General features: G+C 71.2%; 17 protein-coding genes. 6 read left to right on the plus strand and 11 right to left on the minus strand.

From position 1 onward, the window contains the following. Positions 1-58 precede the first annotated feature (58 nt). Entirely contained in the window at positions 59-664 is a 606-nt protein-coding gene (locus Nocox_RS27395; protein WP_020547104.1) for a VOC family protein, read from the plus strand. Between the two features lie 53 nt (positions 665-717). Here the strand turns inward: Nocox_RS27395 and Nocox_RS27400 are convergent, their stop codons facing one another. Next, positions 718-2,382, minus strand: coding sequence for an endo-1,4-beta-xylanase (locus tag Nocox_RS27400; RefSeq protein WP_020547105.1), 1,665 nt, complete (start codon positions 2,380-2,382; stop codon positions 718-720). 249 nt (positions 2,383-2,631) lie between these two features. Here Nocox_RS27400 and Nocox_RS27405 point away from each other — a divergent pair, with 249 nt between their 5' ends. From Nocox_RS27405 to Nocox_RS27420, 4 genes are all read left to right on the plus strand, one after another. Next, entirely contained in the window at positions 2,632-4,302 is a 1,671-nt protein-coding gene (locus Nocox_RS27405) for a class I adenylate-forming enzyme family protein (protein ID WP_020547106.1), read from the plus strand. Positions 4,303-4,493: 191 nt separating this feature from the next. Next, positions 4,494-4,901: a hypothetical protein gene (locus Nocox_RS27410; protein ID WP_020547107.1), complete on the plus strand. Its 408-nt coding sequence runs from the start codon at positions 4,494-4,496 to the stop codon at positions 4,899-4,901. Positions 4,902-4,927: 26 nt separating this feature from the next. Continuing rightward, positions 4,928-5,287, plus strand: coding sequence for a nuclear transport factor 2 family protein (locus tag Nocox_RS27415; protein ID WP_211212835.1), 360 nt, complete (start codon positions 4,928-4,930; stop codon positions 5,285-5,287). A gap of 124 nt (positions 5,288-5,411) precedes the next feature. Further along, positions 5,412-6,707, plus strand: coding sequence for an MFS transporter (locus tag Nocox_RS27420; RefSeq protein ID WP_020547109.1), 1,296 nt, complete (start codon positions 5,412-5,414; stop codon positions 6,705-6,707). Between the two features lie 30 nt (positions 6,708-6,737). On the opposite strand, the gene Nocox_RS27425 is transcribed toward Nocox_RS27420, so the two are convergent. Further along, a complete protein-coding gene (locus tag Nocox_RS27425; protein WP_020547110.1) occupies positions 6,738-6,983 on the minus strand; it encodes a hypothetical protein in 246 nt (81 codons plus the stop codon). A 104-nt stretch (positions 6,984-7,087) separates the two neighbouring features. Between Nocox_RS27425 and Nocox_RS27430 the strand changes: the two genes are divergently transcribed. Then, a complete protein-coding gene (locus Nocox_RS27430) occupies positions 7,088-7,666 on the plus strand; it encodes a Uma2 family endonuclease (RefSeq protein WP_026215150.1) in 579 nt (192 codons plus the stop codon). Positions 7,667-7,710: 44 nt separating this feature from the next. Here Nocox_RS27430 and Nocox_RS27435 read toward each other — a convergent pair whose 3' ends face one another. From Nocox_RS27435 to mltG, 9 genes are all read right to left on the minus strand, one after another. Beyond that, on the minus strand, positions 7,711-10,266 hold the full coding sequence (locus Nocox_RS27435) for a phenylalanine--tRNA ligase subunit beta (protein WP_020547112.1): 2,556 nt from the start codon (positions 10,264-10,266) through the stop codon (positions 7,711-7,713). Next, complete coding sequence (gene pheS, locus Nocox_RS27440) at positions 10,266-11,306, minus strand: phenylalanine--tRNA ligase subunit alpha (protein ID WP_020547113.1); 1,041 nt, start codon at positions 11,304-11,306, stop codon at positions 10,266-10,268. Before pheS ends, Nocox_RS27435 begins: the two co-directional genes overlap by 1 nt. A gap of 141 nt (positions 11,307-11,447) precedes the next feature. Then, on the minus strand, positions 11,448-12,542 hold the full coding sequence (locus tag Nocox_RS27445; protein WP_026215151.1) for a sensor histidine kinase: 1,095 nt from the start codon (positions 12,540-12,542) through the stop codon (positions 11,448-11,450). Between the two features lie 50 nt (positions 12,543-12,592). Further along, a complete protein-coding gene (locus Nocox_RS27450) occupies positions 12,593-13,396 on the minus strand; it encodes a TrmH family RNA methyltransferase (RefSeq protein WP_020547115.1) in 804 nt (267 codons plus the stop codon). A gap of 93 nt (positions 13,397-13,489) precedes the next feature. Further along, positions 13,490-13,873 carry a 50S ribosomal protein L20 gene (gene rplT / locus Nocox_RS27455; RefSeq protein ID WP_020547116.1) on the minus strand — a complete coding sequence of 128 codons (384 nt, stop codon included), beginning with the start codon at positions 13,871-13,873 and terminating at the stop codon, positions 13,490-13,492. Positions 13,874-13,897: 24 nt separating this feature from the next. Next, complete coding sequence (rpmI, locus tag Nocox_RS27460; RefSeq protein WP_026215152.1) at positions 13,898-14,092, minus strand: 50S ribosomal protein L35; 195 nt, start codon at positions 14,090-14,092, stop codon at positions 13,898-13,900. Between the two features lie 126 nt (positions 14,093-14,218). After that, positions 14,219-14,752 carry a translation initiation factor IF-3 gene (infC, locus tag Nocox_RS27465; RefSeq protein WP_020547118.1) on the minus strand — a complete coding sequence of 178 codons (534 nt, stop codon included), beginning with the start codon at positions 14,750-14,752 and terminating at the stop codon, positions 14,219-14,221. Positions 14,753-15,120: 368 nt separating this feature from the next. Next, positions 15,121-15,975 (minus strand): shikimate dehydrogenase, encoded by an 855-nt coding sequence (locus tag Nocox_RS27470; RefSeq protein ID WP_020547119.1) that lies wholly within the window; start codon positions 15,973-15,975, stop codon positions 15,121-15,123. 122 nt (positions 15,976-16,097) lie between these two features. After that, positions 16,098-17,255, minus strand: coding sequence for an endolytic transglycosylase MltG (mltG, locus tag Nocox_RS27475; RefSeq protein WP_020547120.1), 1,158 nt, complete (start codon positions 17,253-17,255; stop codon positions 16,098-16,100). Positions 17,256-17,408 lie beyond the last annotated feature (153 nt).

A 17,408-nucleotide genomic window follows, 5' to 3' on the forward strand; every position in this document is an offset into this window, starting at 1 on the left:
ACTCGCCACCACGGCCAGGGGGCTTACCGGCAATAGTTGAAAGGCGTACGGTTGGGGTATGGCTGAGACCCCCGATCAGGTGCACTGGCGTGGCGTGCACCATCTCGCCCTGGTGACCGCGGACATGGACGCCACCGTGCGCTTCTGGCACGACGTCCTCGGCGCCCGCCTCGTCGCCACCCTGGCCGTCCCCGCGTTCAAGCACTACTTCTTCGACGTCGCGCCCGGCAACACGGTCGCCTTCTTCGAGTACGCCGACCAGCCGCTCGACAGCTTCGCCAAACCCGCGGGCGTCCCGTACGCGCGCGCCGCCCAGTTCGACCACCTGGCGCTGCACCTGCCGGACGAGGAGGCGCTGCACCGCATGCGCGACCGGCTGAAGGCGCACGGCTGCGAGGTCACCGACGTCATCGACCACGGTTTCCTGCGCTCGATCTACTTCAGCGACCCCAACGGGATCGCCCTGGAGGCGTCCTGGTGGACGCTCGACCCGACCGGCCGCCCGGCCGACCACTCCGACGAGCGGCTGTTCGCCGACCCCGACCCGGTGCCGGCCGTGCGCGAGCTGCGCGAGGAGGGCCGGCTGCGCCACACGGTGGCGACCCGCCTGGTCGACGGCGTCATCGAGGACCTGCGCCGCGAGGGCATCACGCTGGAGCGCTGAACGGGACGGGCACCCCCGGAGCGCGGTCCAGGGGTGCCCGGTCTGCCTGGCCGTCAGGCGCAGGTGTAGGCGGAGGGGGTCTGCGTGTCCCCGCTCGGGCGGGCCACCTGGAAGCCGAAGGAGGTGCTGGCGTTCGGCGCCAGGTTGCCGTTGTAGGCGGCGTTCTTCGCGGTCACGGTCTGGCCGCTCACCGTCAGCGTGGCGTTCCACGAGCCGGTCAGGGTGTGCCCGGCGGGCAGGGTGAAGGTGACGGTCCAGCCGGAGATGGCGGAGGTGCCGGTGTTGGTGACGGTCACGGGCTGGATCACGTAGCCGCCGCCCCACTGGGTCTGCACGGTGCCGGCCGCGGTGCAGCCGCCGCCCCCGCCAGGCCCGGACTGGGTGGTGAACGTGGCGAGCGCGGAGTTGCCCGACAGGTTGCCCGCGCCGTCCCTGGCGCGCACGTACACCTGGTACTGCGTGCTGGGGCTCAGCCCGGTCAGCGTGATCGAGGCCGTGGTGCTCTGGCCGAGCAGCGTGTCGGTGGCGCCCTGCTCGCGGTAGACGTTGTAGCCGGCCAGGCCGCTGCCGCCGGTGTCGGTGGAGGCGCTCCAGGTCAGGGCGGCGGAGTTGGAGGTGACGGTGCCGACCGCCGGCGTGCCCGGGGTGCTCGGCGCGGTGGTGTCGCCGCTCGTGCCGCCCGCCAGCGCGTCGTGCACGGCCGTGTACGCGGGCTTCTGCTGGTAGTTGGCGTCCCACGGCAGCGCGAAGCCCTCGTTGGGGAAGGTGTCAGGCACCCAGGAGTGCTTGTCGGTGAAGCCCCAGATGGTGACGCCGGCGCAGGCGGTCACCGCCAGGCAGGCGTTGACGACGTTGCGGTAGTAGGTGGCCTGGGTGGCGTCCTTGGAGCTGTCGCGCGGCGTCTGCATGCGCACGTCCAGCTCGGTCACCCGGACCTGCACGCCGAGGGCGGCGAAGCGCTGCATGTTCTGCTGCATGTCGCTCGGGAAGCCGTACTGGATGGCGAGGTGGCTCTGGAAGCCGACGCAGTCGACCGGGACGCCCTGCTGGCGCAGCGACGAGACCAGGTTGTACATCGCGGTGCTCTTGGCGTTGATGCCCTCGACGTTGTAGTCGTTGATGCACAGCCGGGCGTCGGGGTCGGCGGCTCGGGCGGCGCGGAAGGCGTCGGCGACGAAGCTCTGGCCCAGCGTGTTGTACCAGAACGACGAGCGCCAGCCGCCGTTCTCGTCGAAGACCTCGTTGACGACGTCCCAGGAGACCACGGCCGGGTTGTCGGCGTAGTGGCCGACGACCTGGGCGATGTGGTTCTGCATCGCCGAGCGCATGGCGGTGGCGCCGAGACCCTGCACCCAGCCGGGCGTCTGCTGGTGCCAGACCAGGGTGTGGCCGTGGACCTGCTGGTTGTTCTGGGTGGCGAAGTTGACGATCTGGTCGGCGCCGCTGAAGGTGAACTGGCCCTGGCTGGGCTCGGTGGACTCCCACTTCATCGCGTTCTCGGCGGTGATCTGGTTGAACTCGCTGCCCGCGATGGTGCGGTAGGTGGTCTCACTGCCGAGCGGGCCGGTGGCGAGCGCCGTGCCGATGAACTTGCCCTTGGCGGCGGCGTGCGTGCGCAGCGGCGCGGACGCTTGGGCCGAGGTGGTGGGCAGCAGGAAGGCTGCGACGATCCCCAGCAGGGTGAGGACTCTGACGAGCGCGGACGAAAGCACGGACATCGACCTCCGGGGGGCGGGCACTCGATCCGAAAGTTTCGATCCCTTGTGGATCGCATCGCAGACGGTATTGACATGGCTGTTCGGGGTCAATGCCGTAACTCACCGGCAACTAAAGCAGCAGTTGGGAGGGTGAAAGTATCGGTGAAGTCGTGAAAGTTTCACGAGCCGGTTGACCCTAGCGCAACGTACTGACCGGTCGGTACTGTGGCTAATCCAGAATAATCGTCCACAGCGGGGAGCGTTCTGCAGATGACCCTCACGCACGCCCAGGTCCAGGCCCAGCTCACCGGCCCCGGCCAGCTCTTCGAGATGGAGGAGATAGGCGACACCGGGGTACGGACGTGGAAGCACGCACCCGCTCATTTCCGGGCGCTGCTGGAGATGAGCAGGTTCCACGGCGAGAAGGTCTTCCTCGTCTACGAGGACGAGCACATCACGTTCGAGGACCATTTCCGCCGCGCCGCGACGCTGGCCAACCGCCTCGTCGACGAGTACGGCGTGCGCAAGGGCGACCGCGTGGCCGTGGCCATGCGCAACTACCCGGAATGGGTCATCTCCTTCTCCGCCGCGCTCGCCGCCGGCGCCGTCGCCGTGCCGCTCAACGCCTGGTGGACCGAGAGCGAGCTGGCCTACGGCGTGCGCGACTCCGGCGCGAAGGTGCTCATCGCCGACGGCGAGCGCGCCGAACGGCTGGCCTCCACCGGCGTGCCCATGATCGTCACCCGTGGCGCGGCCACCGGCGGCGCGCGGGCGTTCGACGAGGTCCTGGGCGAGGTCACCGCCGACGTGACGCTGCCCGGGGTCGAGCTGTCCCCCGACGACCCGGCGACGATCTTCTACACCTCCGGCACCACCGGCAACCCCAAGGGCGCGCTCGGCAGCCACCGCAACATCGGCCAGTCCCCCATGACCGTCGCCTACGGCCTCATGCGATCGGTGGCGCTGGCCGGCAAGGACCCGGCCGCCGCGGCGGGGACCCGCAGGATCACGCTGCTGACCGTGCCGCTGTTCCACGTCACCGGCTGCTTCTCGGCCATGACGACGACGATGTTCAGCGGCGGCGGCCTGGTGCTCATGTACAAGTGGGACGCCGGGCAGGCGCTGCGCCTCATCGAGCGGGAGCGGGTCAGCGCCATGATCGGCGTGCCGACCAACGCCTGGCAGCTCATGTCGCACCCCGACTTCGGCAAGCACGACCTGTCGTCCCTCTCCACGCTCGGCTACGGCGGCGCCCCCGCCCCGCCCAAGCTGCTGGAGCGCATCACCACCAACCTGCCCGACCGCGCCCCCTCCAACGGCTACGGCATGACCGAGACCAGCGCGCTCGCGATCGGCAACGGCGGCGCCGACTACCACGCCAAGCCGGACAGCATCGGCCTGCCCTCCCCCGTCGTGGACGTGCGCGTCGTGGACCCGATGGGCGCCCAGCTCGCTCCCGGCGAGGTCGGCGAGCTGTGCATCCGCGGCCCGAATGTCATCCTCGGCTACTGGAACAAGCCCGAGGCCACGGCCGAGACGTTCGTCGACGGCTGGGTGCACACCGGCGACCTGGCGAGGATCGACGAGGACGGCTTCGTCTACATCGTGGACCGCGCCAAGGACATGGTCATCCGCGGCGGCGAGAACGTCTACTGCGCCGAGGTCGAGGCGGCCCTGTTCGAACACCCCGCGGTGGACGACGTGGCCGTGATCGGGGTGCCGCACGACGAGCTGGGCGAGGAGGTCGGCGCCGTCGTCCGCCTCGCGCCGGGCGCCTCGGCCACGGCGGAGGAGCTGCGGGAGTTCCTGGCCGGGCGGCTCGCCAAGTTCAAGATCCCGGCACACGTGTGGTTCCGCGAGGGCGAGCTGCCGCGCAACCCGGGCGGCAAGGTCCTCAAGACGCACCTGCGCCGCGAGGTCCTCGGCGCCGGCCGGTCCTGACCCGCCTCCCTGCCGCGGGCGCAGTCGCTCCGTGGGGGGCGACCGCGCCTTCGTGGTGATTTCCGCCCGCATCTTCCCAGCTCAACCCCCGTTCCCGCGCCTTCGCTTACCTGACGCGTAATCGCGCCCCCTACCCCGTGGCTGACATCGTCGAGATGTCGCAAGGACAGCCACCCCAAGGAGGGCCCGATATGACCGCCGTAACCGTCACCGCCGACAAGGCCAGGTTCCTGCGCCTCGCCCTGGCCGCCGACGCCGTCGTCACCGGCGGCAACGGCCTGGTCTACCTCGCCTTCGCCGGCCCCGTCGCCGACCTGCTCGGTCCCGACGCCGGCCTGCTGCGCGGGATCGGCGCCTTCCTCCTGGTCTACGGCGTGGCCGTCGGCCTGCTGGCCGCCCGCCGCGACCTCGGACAGGCCGGCCCCCGGACCGTGATCGCCATGAACGCCGTCTGGACCCTCGGCAGCCTCGCCGCCGTGGTGACCGGCGTCCTGGACCTCACCACCGTGGGCGCGATCTGGGTCATCGCCCAGGCCGTCACCGTGGCCGGCTTCGCCGAACTGCAGGTCATGGGCCTGCGCAAGACCCGCGTCAGCTGAAGCAACCCCTTGAGGAGATGACGATCATGGACAACACCCTGGTCGAGCGCTACGTCGCCGCCTGGAACGAGACCGGCGCCGAGGCCCGCGCCAAGGCCGTGGCCGAACTGTGGACCGAGGACGCCACCTACACCGACCCGCTGGCCGACGTGGCCGGGCACGCCGGCATCGCCGCCGTGATCGAGGGCGCGCAGGGCATGTTCCCCGGCCTGGTGTTCACCCCCGGTGAGGTGTACGACGCCCACCACCACATCGCCCGGTTCACCTGGCACCTCGGCCCGGCGGGCGGGGAGCCGGTCGCGGTCGGCTTCGACGTGGTCGAGCTGGCCGAGGACGGGCGGATCCGGCGGGTGCTGGGCTTCCTGGACCGGGTGCCGGCCGCCTGACCCGCGCCGCACGTCCGGCGAGGGCCCCGGGAACGTTCCCGGGGGCCCTCGCCCGGTGGGCCCCGGATCCGGGATCCGAAAACGATTTGCGGTAGTCCTTCCCCGCCCCGGACAATGTGAGATCGTGCCTGGCCTCGTCAAACGCTTCCTTCGTCACTTCCGCATCGACGTGAGCCCGCTGCGCGACTCCCGGGACTACCGGCTGATGTTCGCCTCCGGGGTCATCACGATGTTCGGCACGTTCATCTCCCTGGTGGCCGTGCCGTACCAGATGAAGGAGCTCACCGGCTCCTACCTCGCGGTCGGGCTGGTCAGCCTGGCCGAGTTCGTGCCGATGGTGGTGTGCGGGCTCTGGGGCGGCGCCATCGCCGACGCCCTCGACCGCCGCAGGATCATCGTGCTGAGCGAGCTGGGCCTGCTGGTCACCTCGCTCGCGCTCATGGTCAACGCCCTGCTGCCGGCGCCCCAGATCTGGGTCCTCTACGTGATGGGCGCCGTCTCCACCGGCATCGCCTGCCTCCAGCGGCCCAGCATGGAGGCGTTCTTCCAGCAGGTCGTCAAGCACGAGCAGCAGGGGGCGGCCGCGGTGCTGTCCAGCCTGCGCTGGAACTTCGGCGCCATCGTGGCCCCGGCGCTCGGCGGCCTGCTGGTGACCTCGGCGGGGGTCGCGGCGGCGTACGGGCTGGACGCGCTGACGTTCCTCGGCTCGCTGGCGCTGCTGTGGCGGATCCGGTCGCTGCCGCCCGCCGAGGACGCCGCGCCCGCGTCGCTGCGCTCCCTCGTCGAGGGCGTCCGCTACGCGGTGGGGCGCCGCGATCTCATGGGCACCTACCTGGTGGACATGGCGGCCATGGTGTTCGCCATGTCGACGGCGCTGTTCCCGTTCCTCGCCGACCAGTTGCGCGCGCCGCAGGCGCTCGGGCTGCTGTACTCGGCGGGCGCGATCGGCGCGCTGGTCGCCTCGCTCACCGGGGCGTGGGCGGCCCGCGTGCACCGCCACGGCCTCGGCGTGATCATCGCGGCGGCCCTGTGGGGCGCGGCCGTGGCGCTCGCCGCGCTGGCGCCGAACATCTGGCTCGTCATCGTCTGCATGGCCCTCGCCGGCGCCGCCGACATGGTCAGCGGCATCTTCCGTACGACCATGTGGAACCAGACGATCCCGAGCGAGCTGCGCGGCCGGCTGGCCGGCATCGAACTGCTCTCCTACGCCAGCGGCCCCATGCTGGGCAACGCCCGGTCGAGCCTCATGGCCAACCTCGGCGGCGCCCGCTTCTCGCTCGGCGCGGGCGGCCTGCTCTGCGTCGGCGCGGTGCTCGCCCTGTCGGCCGCGCTGCCGTCGTTCCGCCGCTACGACGCCCGCACCGACGAGCACGCCCTGGCCGAGAAGGCCCGCCGCCAGGTCGCCACCCAGCCCACCTGACCCGCGCCCGCCCCGGCCTCGGGGAGACCTTCAGCCCGTCTCGCGCCACCCGTCGTGACGCTCGGCCAGCTCGTCCAGCCCGGCCAGCGCCGCCTCGTCCAGCCCTTCCCCCAGCCCTTCCGCCACCACGAGCCACTGGGCGTCCTCGGCGTCGTCCTCCCCCGCCAGCGTCTCACGCACCACCCGAGGCACCCCGAGCCCGGGAAACCACTCCCCCAGCGTCTCGGCCACCTCCTCGGCGTCCTCCCGCTCACCGAACACCAGCAGCACCGTCATGCGCCCATTCTCCCAGCCGGGGCACCGTATCCGACCGTTCACGCGGCGTGAGGGGAATAGGTTGGTAGCGTTGAGTCATGACTCCCGAAGCGGTGACCGTTGAGATGAGTTCTCCTTCACTGCCCGACTGGGTGTTTCCGCCTGCGCGCGGCTTCACAGCAGAAGATCTTGATCACATTCCGGATTTGCCCGCGCACACAGAGTTGATTGATGGAAGCTTGGTTTTCGTGAGTCCCCAAGCCTCCTTCCACATGTGCGTGGTGTCGCTGCTGGAGGGCGAGTTGCGTCGCGCCGCCCCGGAGGAGCTCCGCGTCCGGCGGGAGATGAGCGTGATCCTCGACCCTGCCCAGCGGCCCGAGCCGGACCTCTGCGTCGTCCGGGCCGACGCCGTCACGGGTGGGAGGCAGACCTTCTTCCGGGGACAGGACGTGGTTCTGGCGGTCGAGGTGGTCTCGCCGGAGTCGCGCGTACGGGATCGCAAGCGCAAGCCGGTGCTCTACGCGGAGGCCGGCATCCCGCACTTCTGGCGGATCGAGGAGCAGGCCGGCAAGCCGGTCGCCTACGTGTACGAGCTCGACCCCGCGACCGGCCTCTACACCCTCACCGGCCTGCATCACGACCGGCTGAAGCTCACCGTCCCCTTCGATCTCGACATCGACCTCGGCGAGGTCGAGCGCATGTGAAGGGCCGGCCCGGGTCCTCGCCGGGCCGGCCCTTCACGAGCGGGTCAGGAGCTGCGGAGCTGGGCGCCGACGCGGTCGGCGGCCAGCGCCACCGCGGCGTCCCTGGCCGCCGTCGTCTCCTCGACCGTCAGCGTCCGGTCCGGCGCCCGGAAGCGCATCGTGTACGCGAGCGACTTGTTGCCCTCGCCCACCTGCTCCCCGGCGTAGACGTCGAACAGCCGGATCGACTCCAGCAGTTCCCCGGCGCCGTCGCGCAGCGCCGCCTCGACGTCGGCCACCGGCGTGAAGTCGGGCACGATCAGCGCGACGTCCTGCGTGGCGACCGGGTAGGCCGACACCGCGGGCGTCTGCACCGGCCCCGGCATGGCCTGCTCCAGCCGGGTCAGCTCCAGCTCCATGGCCGCGGTGCGCGGCGGCAGCCCGTACGCCTCGACGACCCGCGGGTGCAGCTCGCCGGCGTGTCCCACGAGCGTGTCGCCGACGTAGAGCGCGGCGCACCGGCCGGGGTGCCACGGCTCGTGCTGGTCGGCGCTGATGGACAGCTCCAGCCGGGCCTCCTCGGCCACCAGCCGCGCGGCCTGCACGGCGTCGGCCCAGGACGCCTGGCGTCCGCCGCCCCACCAGCCGGAGCGCTCGAACTCGCCGGCCAGCACCACCGCGACCCGCACCGGCTGGTCGGGCAGCGCCGCCTCGATCGAGGCCAGTTCCTCAGGCGTGGGCCGCCGCTCGACGCCGAGCACCGGCGCGGCCTCGGGCGCGTTGGGCCGCGGCCGGTAGACCGGCCCAGTCTCGAACAGCGCCACGTCGGCGAAGCCGCGCCCGACGTTGCGGACCAGGGTCTTCAGCAGCCCCGGCAGCAGCGTGGTGCGCATCAGCGGCTCGTCCTCCGACAGCGGGTTGGCCAGCCGTACGGCCGCGCGCCGCGCGTCCTCCGCCGGCAGCAGCAGCCGGTCGAAGTCGTCGGGGCTGATGAACGGGTAGCTCAGCACCTCGACGTAGCCGCCCTCGGCCAGCGCCCGCCCGGCCCGCCGGCGCAGCCGCTGCCCCTCGGTGAGCCCGGCTCCCGCGGGGGCGCTGGGCAGCACCGACGGCAGGCTCTCGTAGCCCTCCAGCCTAATGACCTCTTCGGCCAGGTCGTTGGGGTCGGTGAGGTCGGGCCGCCAGGACGGCGGGGTGACGGTGATCATGTCCTCGCCGGTGATGGCCAGCCTGGCCGCCAGCGCGCCGCCGGTCACGACGCCGGTCGGCGCGACGCCGCCCTTGCGCACCGCCGGGTCGTCGCCCTCGGCGACGGCGCAGCCGACCTGCCGCAGCCGGGCGATCACGGTGTCCTTGGAGTAGGGGACGCCGGCGACCCGGCCCGGGTAGCTCGCGGGGATCGCGATGCGCGCGGGCGTGACCTCGACCTCGGCGTGCGTGACCCCGGGCCTGACCTCGGCGCCGCCCAGCTCGGCCAGCATGCGCACGGCCTTCCAGGACGCGACCAGCGGCAGCTCGCGGTCGACGCCGCGTTCGAACCGCTTGGACGCCTCCGACACGAGCCCGTGCCGCCGCGACTCGCGGGAGATGCCGGTGGCGGAGAAGTGGGCGGCCTCGATGACGATGTCGGTCGAGCCCTCGGAGATCTCGGTCTCCAGCCCGCCCATGGTGCCCGCCATCGAGATCGGGCCGGACCGGTCGGTGATGAGGATGTCGTCGGGGTCGAGCTCGCGTACGACGTGGTCGAGGGTCTCCAGCCGCTCGCCCGGCCGGGCCCGGCGTACGACGATCTCGCCCTGCAGCCTGGCCCGGTCGAAGGCGTGCAGCGGCTGCCCGAGCTCCAGCATCAGGTAGTTGGTGACGTCGACGGCCAGCGACACCGGCCGCATGCCGGCGCGCGACAGCCGGGTGCGCATCCACAGCGGGCTCGTGGCGGCCGGGTCGAACCCGGTCACCTCGCGCAGCACGAACCGGTCGCAGGCGGTCGGGTCGGCGATCGAGGCCGGCCACGACGGCTCGCCCGTGGCGGGCACCTCGACGTCGGCGGGGTCGCGGAAGGCCACCCCGAACGCGGTGGCCGCCTCGCGCGCCACGCCGCGGATCGACAGCGCGTAGCCGATGTCGGGGGTGATCTCCAGCTCGATCACGTCGTCGCGCAGGCCGAGCAGCTCGACCACGTCGGCGCCGACCGGCGTGTCGGGCGGCAGCACCATGATGCCGCCGTGCTCGTCGCTCAGCCCGAGCTCGCGCTCGGAGCAGATCATGCCCTCGGACATGCGCCCGTACGTCTTGCGCGCCCCGACCTCGAACCCACCGGGCAGCACCCCGCCGGGCAGGACGACGGGCACGCGGTCGCCGGCGGCGAAGTTGGTGGCGCCGCAGACGATCTCGCGCGGCGTCGCCTCCCCCACCTCGACCCGGCAGTGCCTGATCGGCTTCTTGAACCCGGTCAGCTCCTCGATCTCCAGCACCTCGCCGACGACGACGTTCTTGACGTCGTGGCCGTGGGAGGTGATGGCCTCGAGCTTGAGCCCGGCCGCGGTGAGCTTGTCGGCCACCTCGTGAGCGGTGACCGCCGGGAGATCGACATACTCCCGCAGCCAGGAGAGCGGGACCTTCATCAGATCTCCATTCCGAACGGGAGCGTGAAGCGCACGTCTCCTTCGACCATGTCACGCATGTCCTCGGCGTTGTGCCGGAACATCAGGGTCCGCTCGATGCCCATGCCGAAGGCGAACCCGGAGTAACGCGAGGGGTCGACGCCGCAGGCGACCAGCACCCGCGGGTTGACCATGCCGCAGCCGCCCCACTCGATCCAGCCCTCCGACTTGCAGGTGCGGCAGGGCGGGTTGCCGGGGACGGCCGAGGCGCCGCGGCAGACGAAGCACTTGAGGTCCATCTCGGCGGACGGCTCGGTGAACGGGAAGTAGTTGGGCCGGAACCGGGTGGTGATGCCCTTGCCGAACATGACCTCGGCGAACCGGTCGAGCGTGCCCTTGAGGTGGGCCATGGTCAGGCCCTCGTCCACGGCGAGGCCCTCCGTCTGGTGGAAGACCGGGGTGTGGGTGGCGTCGAGCTCGTCGGTGCGGAACGTCTTGCCCGGCGAGATGACGTAGACCGGCAGCTCGCGCTGGAGCAGCGCGCGGATCTGCACCGGCGAGGTCTGCGTGCGCAGCACCATGCCGGAGCCGGTGGAGCCGACGAAGAACGTGTCGTGGTCGGAGCGGGCCGGATGGTCCTGGGCGATGTTGAGCGCGTCGAAGTTGAACCATTCGCCTTCGAGCTCGGGCCCCTCTGCCACCTCGTAGCCCATGGCGACGAAGGCGTCGGCGATGCGCTCCTGCAGCGTGGTGAGCGGGTGGCGGGCGCCGCGCGGCCGGCGGTCCCACGGCAGGGTAACGTCGACGGTCTCCTCGACGAGCACCCGCGCGTCGCGCTCGGCCTCCAGCTCGGCCTGGCGCGCGGCCAGCGCCTCGTTGATCGCTCGGCGTGCGCCGCCGACGCGCTTGCCCGCCTCGGCGCGGGCGGCCGGCGGCAGCGCGCCGATCTCGCGGTTGGCCAGGGCGATGGGCGAGCGGTCGCCCGCGTGCGCCAGCCTGGCCTGCTTGAGTGCGTCGAGGCTGTCGGCCGCCTTGATCGCCGCGAGGGCGTCGGCCTCCATGCGGGACACCTCGTCGGCATGCAACGGTGTCACCTCGACGGGGTCGTAGTCAGACAAGAGTGAGCTCCGTATCCAGGGCTTGAGCGGAAAAGAGTCTAGTGGGGCCGGCCCACCGGCCCCGAATCCCGCTTGCCGGGCCGGTCAGGCGGACGTCGCGAAATCGGGGGTGCCGGTGGGCACGGTAAATCGGAACTCCGCCCCGCCCTCGGGCGCCCGCTGCACGGTGATCGTGCCGCCGTGCGCCTCGACCAGGCCCTTCACGATGAACAGGCCGAGCCCGGTGCCGCCGCGGCGGCGGCTGTTGCCGCCCCGCCAGAACTGCCGGAAGACGCGCGGGGCCAGCTCAGGCTCGATGCCCTCGCCCTCATCGCGGACCGACACGGCAACTCCCCATCCGACGGACTCGATCTCCATTGTCACGGTGCCGCGGCCATGGCGCAGCGCGTTTTCCACCAGGTTACTCAGAATCTGGTCAACTTTGTCCTGGTCGAGCCAGGTCTCGGGCAGGTCGTCGTGGACGACGAGCCGGAACCGGTCCTCGGGCTCGCCCGCCGCGACCCGCCCGGCGACGATCCGGCGGGCGCGGGCCGGCAGGTCGACGACCTGGCGGCGCACCTCCAGCCGCCCGGACTCGATGCGGGAGACGTCGAGCAGCTCGGTGATGAGCCGGGTGACGCGGTCGGCGTCGTTGTTGACCGTCTCCAGCATGACGAGCTTCTGCTCTTCGGTGAAGCGGCTCCACTTGGACAGCAGGGTCGCGGTGAAGCCCTTGACGCTGGTCAGCGGCGAGCGCAGCTCGTGGGCGACGGTCGAGACCAGGTCGGCCCGGCTGCGCTCCAGCCGGGCGCGGGCGCCGCCGTCGCGCAGGGTGATCGCGACGCGCTCGACCTCGCCGCCGCGCTCGGGCTCGCGGACCAGCCGGGCGGCGACGTAGAGCTCCTGCCCGCCGGGCAGGTGCAGCGGCCGCTCCGGCACCCGGACGCGGCTGCGCAGCCCGCCCTCGGGGTCGAGCGCCTTCCACCAGTCGCGCCCGTCGTGGTCGCGGAAGGGGAAGACGTCGCTCATGTGGCGGCCGACCGCGCGCTCCATGCGGACGCCGGTGAGCCGGGCGGCGGCGCGGTTGACGGCCAGCACCCGCCCATATCGGTCGGCCACGACGAGGCCGTCAGGAAGGTCGTCGATGGCTATCGTGCACGCGGCGGCCACTACTTGCCCGTCGGTTTCTGCGCCGTGCACGACCTCGCCTCCTCCGCCTACAACGCCGACAATAGCGGGTTTCCGGCCGCCTAGGGCACTCGCTGAGCCCTGGCGGAGGAGTAAAGGCATACCGCCGCGGCGGTGGCCAGGTTGAGACTTTCAGCCTGTCCGTAGATGGGCACTCTGACCACATCATCCGCTTCGGCGCGTATCTCCTCCGGCAGTCCCCAGGCCTCGTTGCCGAAGATCCACGCGGTGGGACCCGACAGATCGACGTCGTCGAGCGTGTGCTTGCCCGCGCCGTCGGCCGCCAGCACGCGCAAGCCTCGCTCCTTGAGTTGACGCACGGAGGGGCTCACCGGTGCACCGATGACGACGGGCAGATGAAAAAGACTTCCGGCGCTGGCGCGTACGCACTTGCCGTTGTACGGGTCCACGGAGGCGTCGGTGAACACGACCGCGTCCGCCCCGGCGGCGTCGGCCGCCCGCATGACGGTGCCGGCGTTGCCCGGGTCGCGTACGTGGGCGAGCACGGCGACCAGCCGCGGCGTGCCCTCCAGCGCCCGCTCCAGCGGCACGTGCACGAGCCGGCAGACCGCGACCAGGCCCTGCGGGGTGACGGTCTGGGTGAGTTCGGCCATGACCTCGCCGCTGGCCCGGTGCACCGGCACGCCCTGGAGGGTGGCCTCGGTGATCAGCTCGGCGTGGCGCAGCTCGGCCTCCGCCGTGGTGAACAGCTCCAGGGTGACGTCCGCCAGCCGCAGCGCCTCGCGCACCGCCTGGGGCCCTTCGGCCAGGAACTTGCGGTCCTGGTCGCGGAAGGCGCGCTTGGTGAGCCGCCTGGCGGCCTTCACCCGCGGCGACTTCACGTTGGTCAGCTCGGACCCGGCCATGCGTCTCCCCCTGGGTCGTCCACGTTCACGTACGGCGGTGGTGCGGATACAGCAAAGGGCCCACCGTCAACGGTGGGCCCTCGTCAAAAGTGTTCAGCTCGCGGCCGGCGCGTTCACGTTCGCCGGCAGCGCCTTCTTGGCGGCCTCGACGAGCGTGGCGAAAGTCTGGCCGTCGTTCACCGCCAGGTCGGCGAGGATCTTACGGTCGACCTCGATGCCGGCCAGGCGCAGGCCCTGGATCAGGCGGTTGTACGTCATGCCGTTCTGCCTAGCCGCGGCGTTGATCCGCTGGATCCACAGGCGGCGGAAAGCGCCCTTGCGGTCCTTGCGGTCACGGTAGGCGTAGGTCATCGAGTGGAGCATCTGCTCCTTGGCCTTGCGGTACAGCCTCGACCGCTGGCCACGGTAGCCGCTGGCCCTCTCGAGGACGACCCTGCGCTTCTTCTTGGCGTTGAGCGCCCGCTTCACGCGTGCCATGTTTTTTCTCCCCGGGGAATCGCGCTACTTGGCGAGAAGCTTCTTGATCTTCTTGGTGTCGGCGTCGGAAAGGACGACCTCGTTCTTGAGACGGCGCGTCAGCGTGGACGACTTCCACTCGTTGTAGTGCGCGCGGTTGGCACGGCGACGCTTGATCTTGCCGGAACCGGTCAACCGGAACCGCTTCTTCGCACCACTGTGCGTCTTCATCTTCGGCATGTCGCCGTCTCTCCTCGTTTCGGTCGTGCCGGTAGCCGGGCCGGTGGTCGGCCGACCCGGTCACGGCGTCTTTCGTCTGCCGGCGGCTGGCTCGGGGCGCTCTGTAAGGCTAACCCCTGCCGGAGATCACGCTTCCCCTGGGGAATCGTCCTCGCCGTCACGCTGTGCCTTGGCCGCTGCCTTCTCGGCCTTGGCCTCGGCCTTCTTCTTGTGCGGACCGATCACCATGATCATGTTACGGCCGTCCTGCTTGGCGTGGGACTCCACGAAGCCGAGCTCCTGGACGTCGTCCGCCAGCCTCTGCAGCAGCCGGAACCCGAGCTCCGGCCGGGACTGCTCGCGTCCGCGGAACATGATCGTGACTTTGACCTTGTCCCCCGCCTTGAGGAACCGCACCACGTGACCCTTCTTGGTCTCGTAGTCGTGCGGGTCGATCTTCGGCCGGAGCTTGATCTCCTTGATGATCGTGTGCGCCTGATTCTTGCGCGCCTCGCGCGCCTTCATCGCGGACTCGTACTTGAACTTGCCGTAGTCCATGAGCTTGCACACGGGCGGTCGAGCCGTGGCCGCGACCTCGACGAGGTCAAGGTCGGCTTCCTGGGCGAGCTTCAGGGCGTCGTGAATCGAGACGATGCCAACCTGCTCGCCGTTCGGGCCCACGAGGCGGACCTCGGGAACTCGGATACGCTCGTTGATGCGGGGCTCAGTGCTGATGGGGCCTCCTAGGTTTGCGATCCCTACGTGCTCGTCGTGCCCAAGGCCCTTCGCATTACCCCTAACGCGAAAAGCCCCGCACGTCGCGCATGCGGGGCCACTGAGCTCTACGGCTTTCGTGGCCTCGAGCTCCCCGGAGTAGTCCGGCGTGATCCTGGACCCGGCCACCTTTCGGCGACTCAGGTGGGAGGGAGACCTCCGCTTGCGCGTCCAGCAAACATGCCGGACCGATCAGAGAGCTACATTACCACAACCACGGAGCTCGCTCGAATCTTCCCGCCGGTCACGAATCTTTCCGCCGCCGTGCGGGAACGTCAGGCCCGAGCGGTGGCGCGCCTGCGGATCTCGGCCTCGCCGGCCGCCCGCATCGCCTCCACCGGCACGTCGGCCCGCCCGGTCATCAGCTCCACCTGCCGCACCGCCTGGTGCAGCAGCATCGCGAAGCCGCCGACCACCGTGCCGCCCGCCGCCGCGACGGCCGCGGCCGTCCTCGTCGGCCAGGGTGAGTAGACCACGTCGAACAGCGCGGGCACCCGGGCCAGGCGGTCGGCGAAGACGTCGGCCGCCCCGCCCGGCAGCGTGGAGACCACCAGGTCGGCTCCGGTGAACACGTCGAGCTTGTCGAGCGTCTCCACGGCCAGCGCCACGCCCAGCCGCTCGGCCACCTCGGCCGTCCCGGCCGCACGGGCCGGTTCGCGGACCAGGAGGGTGACGGCGTGCAGGCCGAGGGCGCGCAGCGCGGCGAGCGTGGAGGCCGCCGTCGCGCCCCCGCCCAGCACGACGGCCGAGCGCGGGGCGCGCACGCCCGCCTCCTCCAGCGCGCGCACGATGCCGTGGACGTCGGTGTTGTCGCCGTGGCGGCGGCCGTCGCTGAAGACCACCGTGTTGGCCCCGCCGACCTCGACGGCGAGCTCGGAGACGGTGTCGAGCAACGGCAGCACGGCCCGCTTGAGCGGCATCGTCAGCGACAGCCCCGCCCACGCGTCCTCGTCGGCGGAGCCCTGCCCGCGCACCGGGGTCAGCCCGGCCAGCAGCTCGGGCAGGCGGGCCTCGTCGCACTCGAACGCCTCGTAGCTCCAGCCGGACAGCCCCATCTCGCGGTAGGCGGCCCGGTGCAGGAACGGCGAGAGCGAATGGGCGATGGGCGACCCCATGACGGCGGCGCGCATCCGCTGCTCCTTCCCCTCACGAACAGCACGACCCTATCGCGGGCCGCGCGCCTCCCCGTACGACGCCGCCCACCTGCGGGACGTCGTCGCAGGTGGGCGGGGTCGGCGGGCGGGAGGCCCGGTCAGCCGCCGCAGCCGCCGTTGGCGGTGCACTCGGCGAGCAGCGCCTGCCGCTCGGCGTCGGTGGTGGCGAACTTGGTGACCGAGCTCTTGGGGTCGGTGGCCACGAAGTACAGCCACGAGCCCTTGGCGGGGTTGAGCGCGGCCTCGATCGCGTGGTCGCCGGGGTTGGAGATCGGGCCCGGCGGCAGCCCCAGGTGCTTGTAGGTGTTGTACGGGGACTTGGTCTCCAGCTCGGCGTGGGTCGCGTAGGTGCGGTACTTGCCGAGCGCGTACATCACCGTGCTGTCCATCGACAGGGTCATCGGCGGGTTGTGCGCGAGGCGGTTGTAGATGACGCGGGCGATCTTCGGCATGTCCTCGGCGCGCCCGGCCTCGGCCTGGATGATGCTGGCGATGACCATGATCTCCTGCGGCTTGCGGCCGAGAGCCTTGGCGCCGCCTTCCAGGTCGATGCGCTCGGCGGTCTGGTTGAACCGCTGGACCATCTGCGCGAGCATCTGCTTCGGCGTGGCCTTGGGCTGGAACTCGTAGGTGGCCGGGAAGGCGTAGCCCTCCAGCTTGCCCCTCGCGTACGGCGGCAGCTCCAGGTCGTCGGCCTGCTTGAGCGCGGCCTGGAAGTCCTTGACCGGCCTGCCGGTCTCCTTGGCCAGCGTCGCCAGCGTGTCCGACAGCCGCAGGCCCTCCTTGAGCTGCACCCTGGTCAGCAGCTTGTTGGTGGGGGTGAGCGCGTCCACGGCGGAGGAGGCCGACATCTGCTTGCGCATCTTGTACGAGCCCGGCTGCAGCGAGCCGCTCTTGTTGGCGTTGCCGATCGCGTTGGTGAACGCCCTGGCGCTGGCGACGACCCCCTGCCGCTCCAGCTCCTGCGCCACCTCGGACGCGCTCTGGCCGTCCTTGATCTCGATGACGACCTCGCCGGTGCCCTGACCGGTGTAGTCGTCGGGCACGAGAGCGTCACTGAGCCAGAGGTAACCGTAGTATCCGCCACCGCCGATGATGCCCGCCAGCACGACGAAGGCGAGCAGCGGCGCGATGAATCCACCCCGGTTGCGACGGCGGCGGCGCCTGCGGCTGCCGCGGCCGCCCCGGGCGCGCCGTCGGGACTGACCCTCGTCGTCCTCGGCGCCGAGCAGCGTGTTCAGATCGAGATCGCTCATAGGTTCGCAGGCCAATCTCCCGGTACGGCCGGCCGGACGTCAAGCGGAAGTGCCCAACCGGCACAGCTCACCGAGCGGAACTGGGGGATCCGCCGGTCATGTTCCCACGACCAGCGGAGATCACTCTGGGTAGCCATGCTAGGGGACGGGAAG

Origin of the sequence: Nonomuraea coxensis DSM 45129, from assembly GCF_019397265.1 — a bacterium.
GTDB classification, from domain to species: domain Bacteria; phylum Actinomycetota; class Actinomycetes; order Streptosporangiales; family Streptosporangiaceae; genus Nonomuraea; species Nonomuraea coxensis.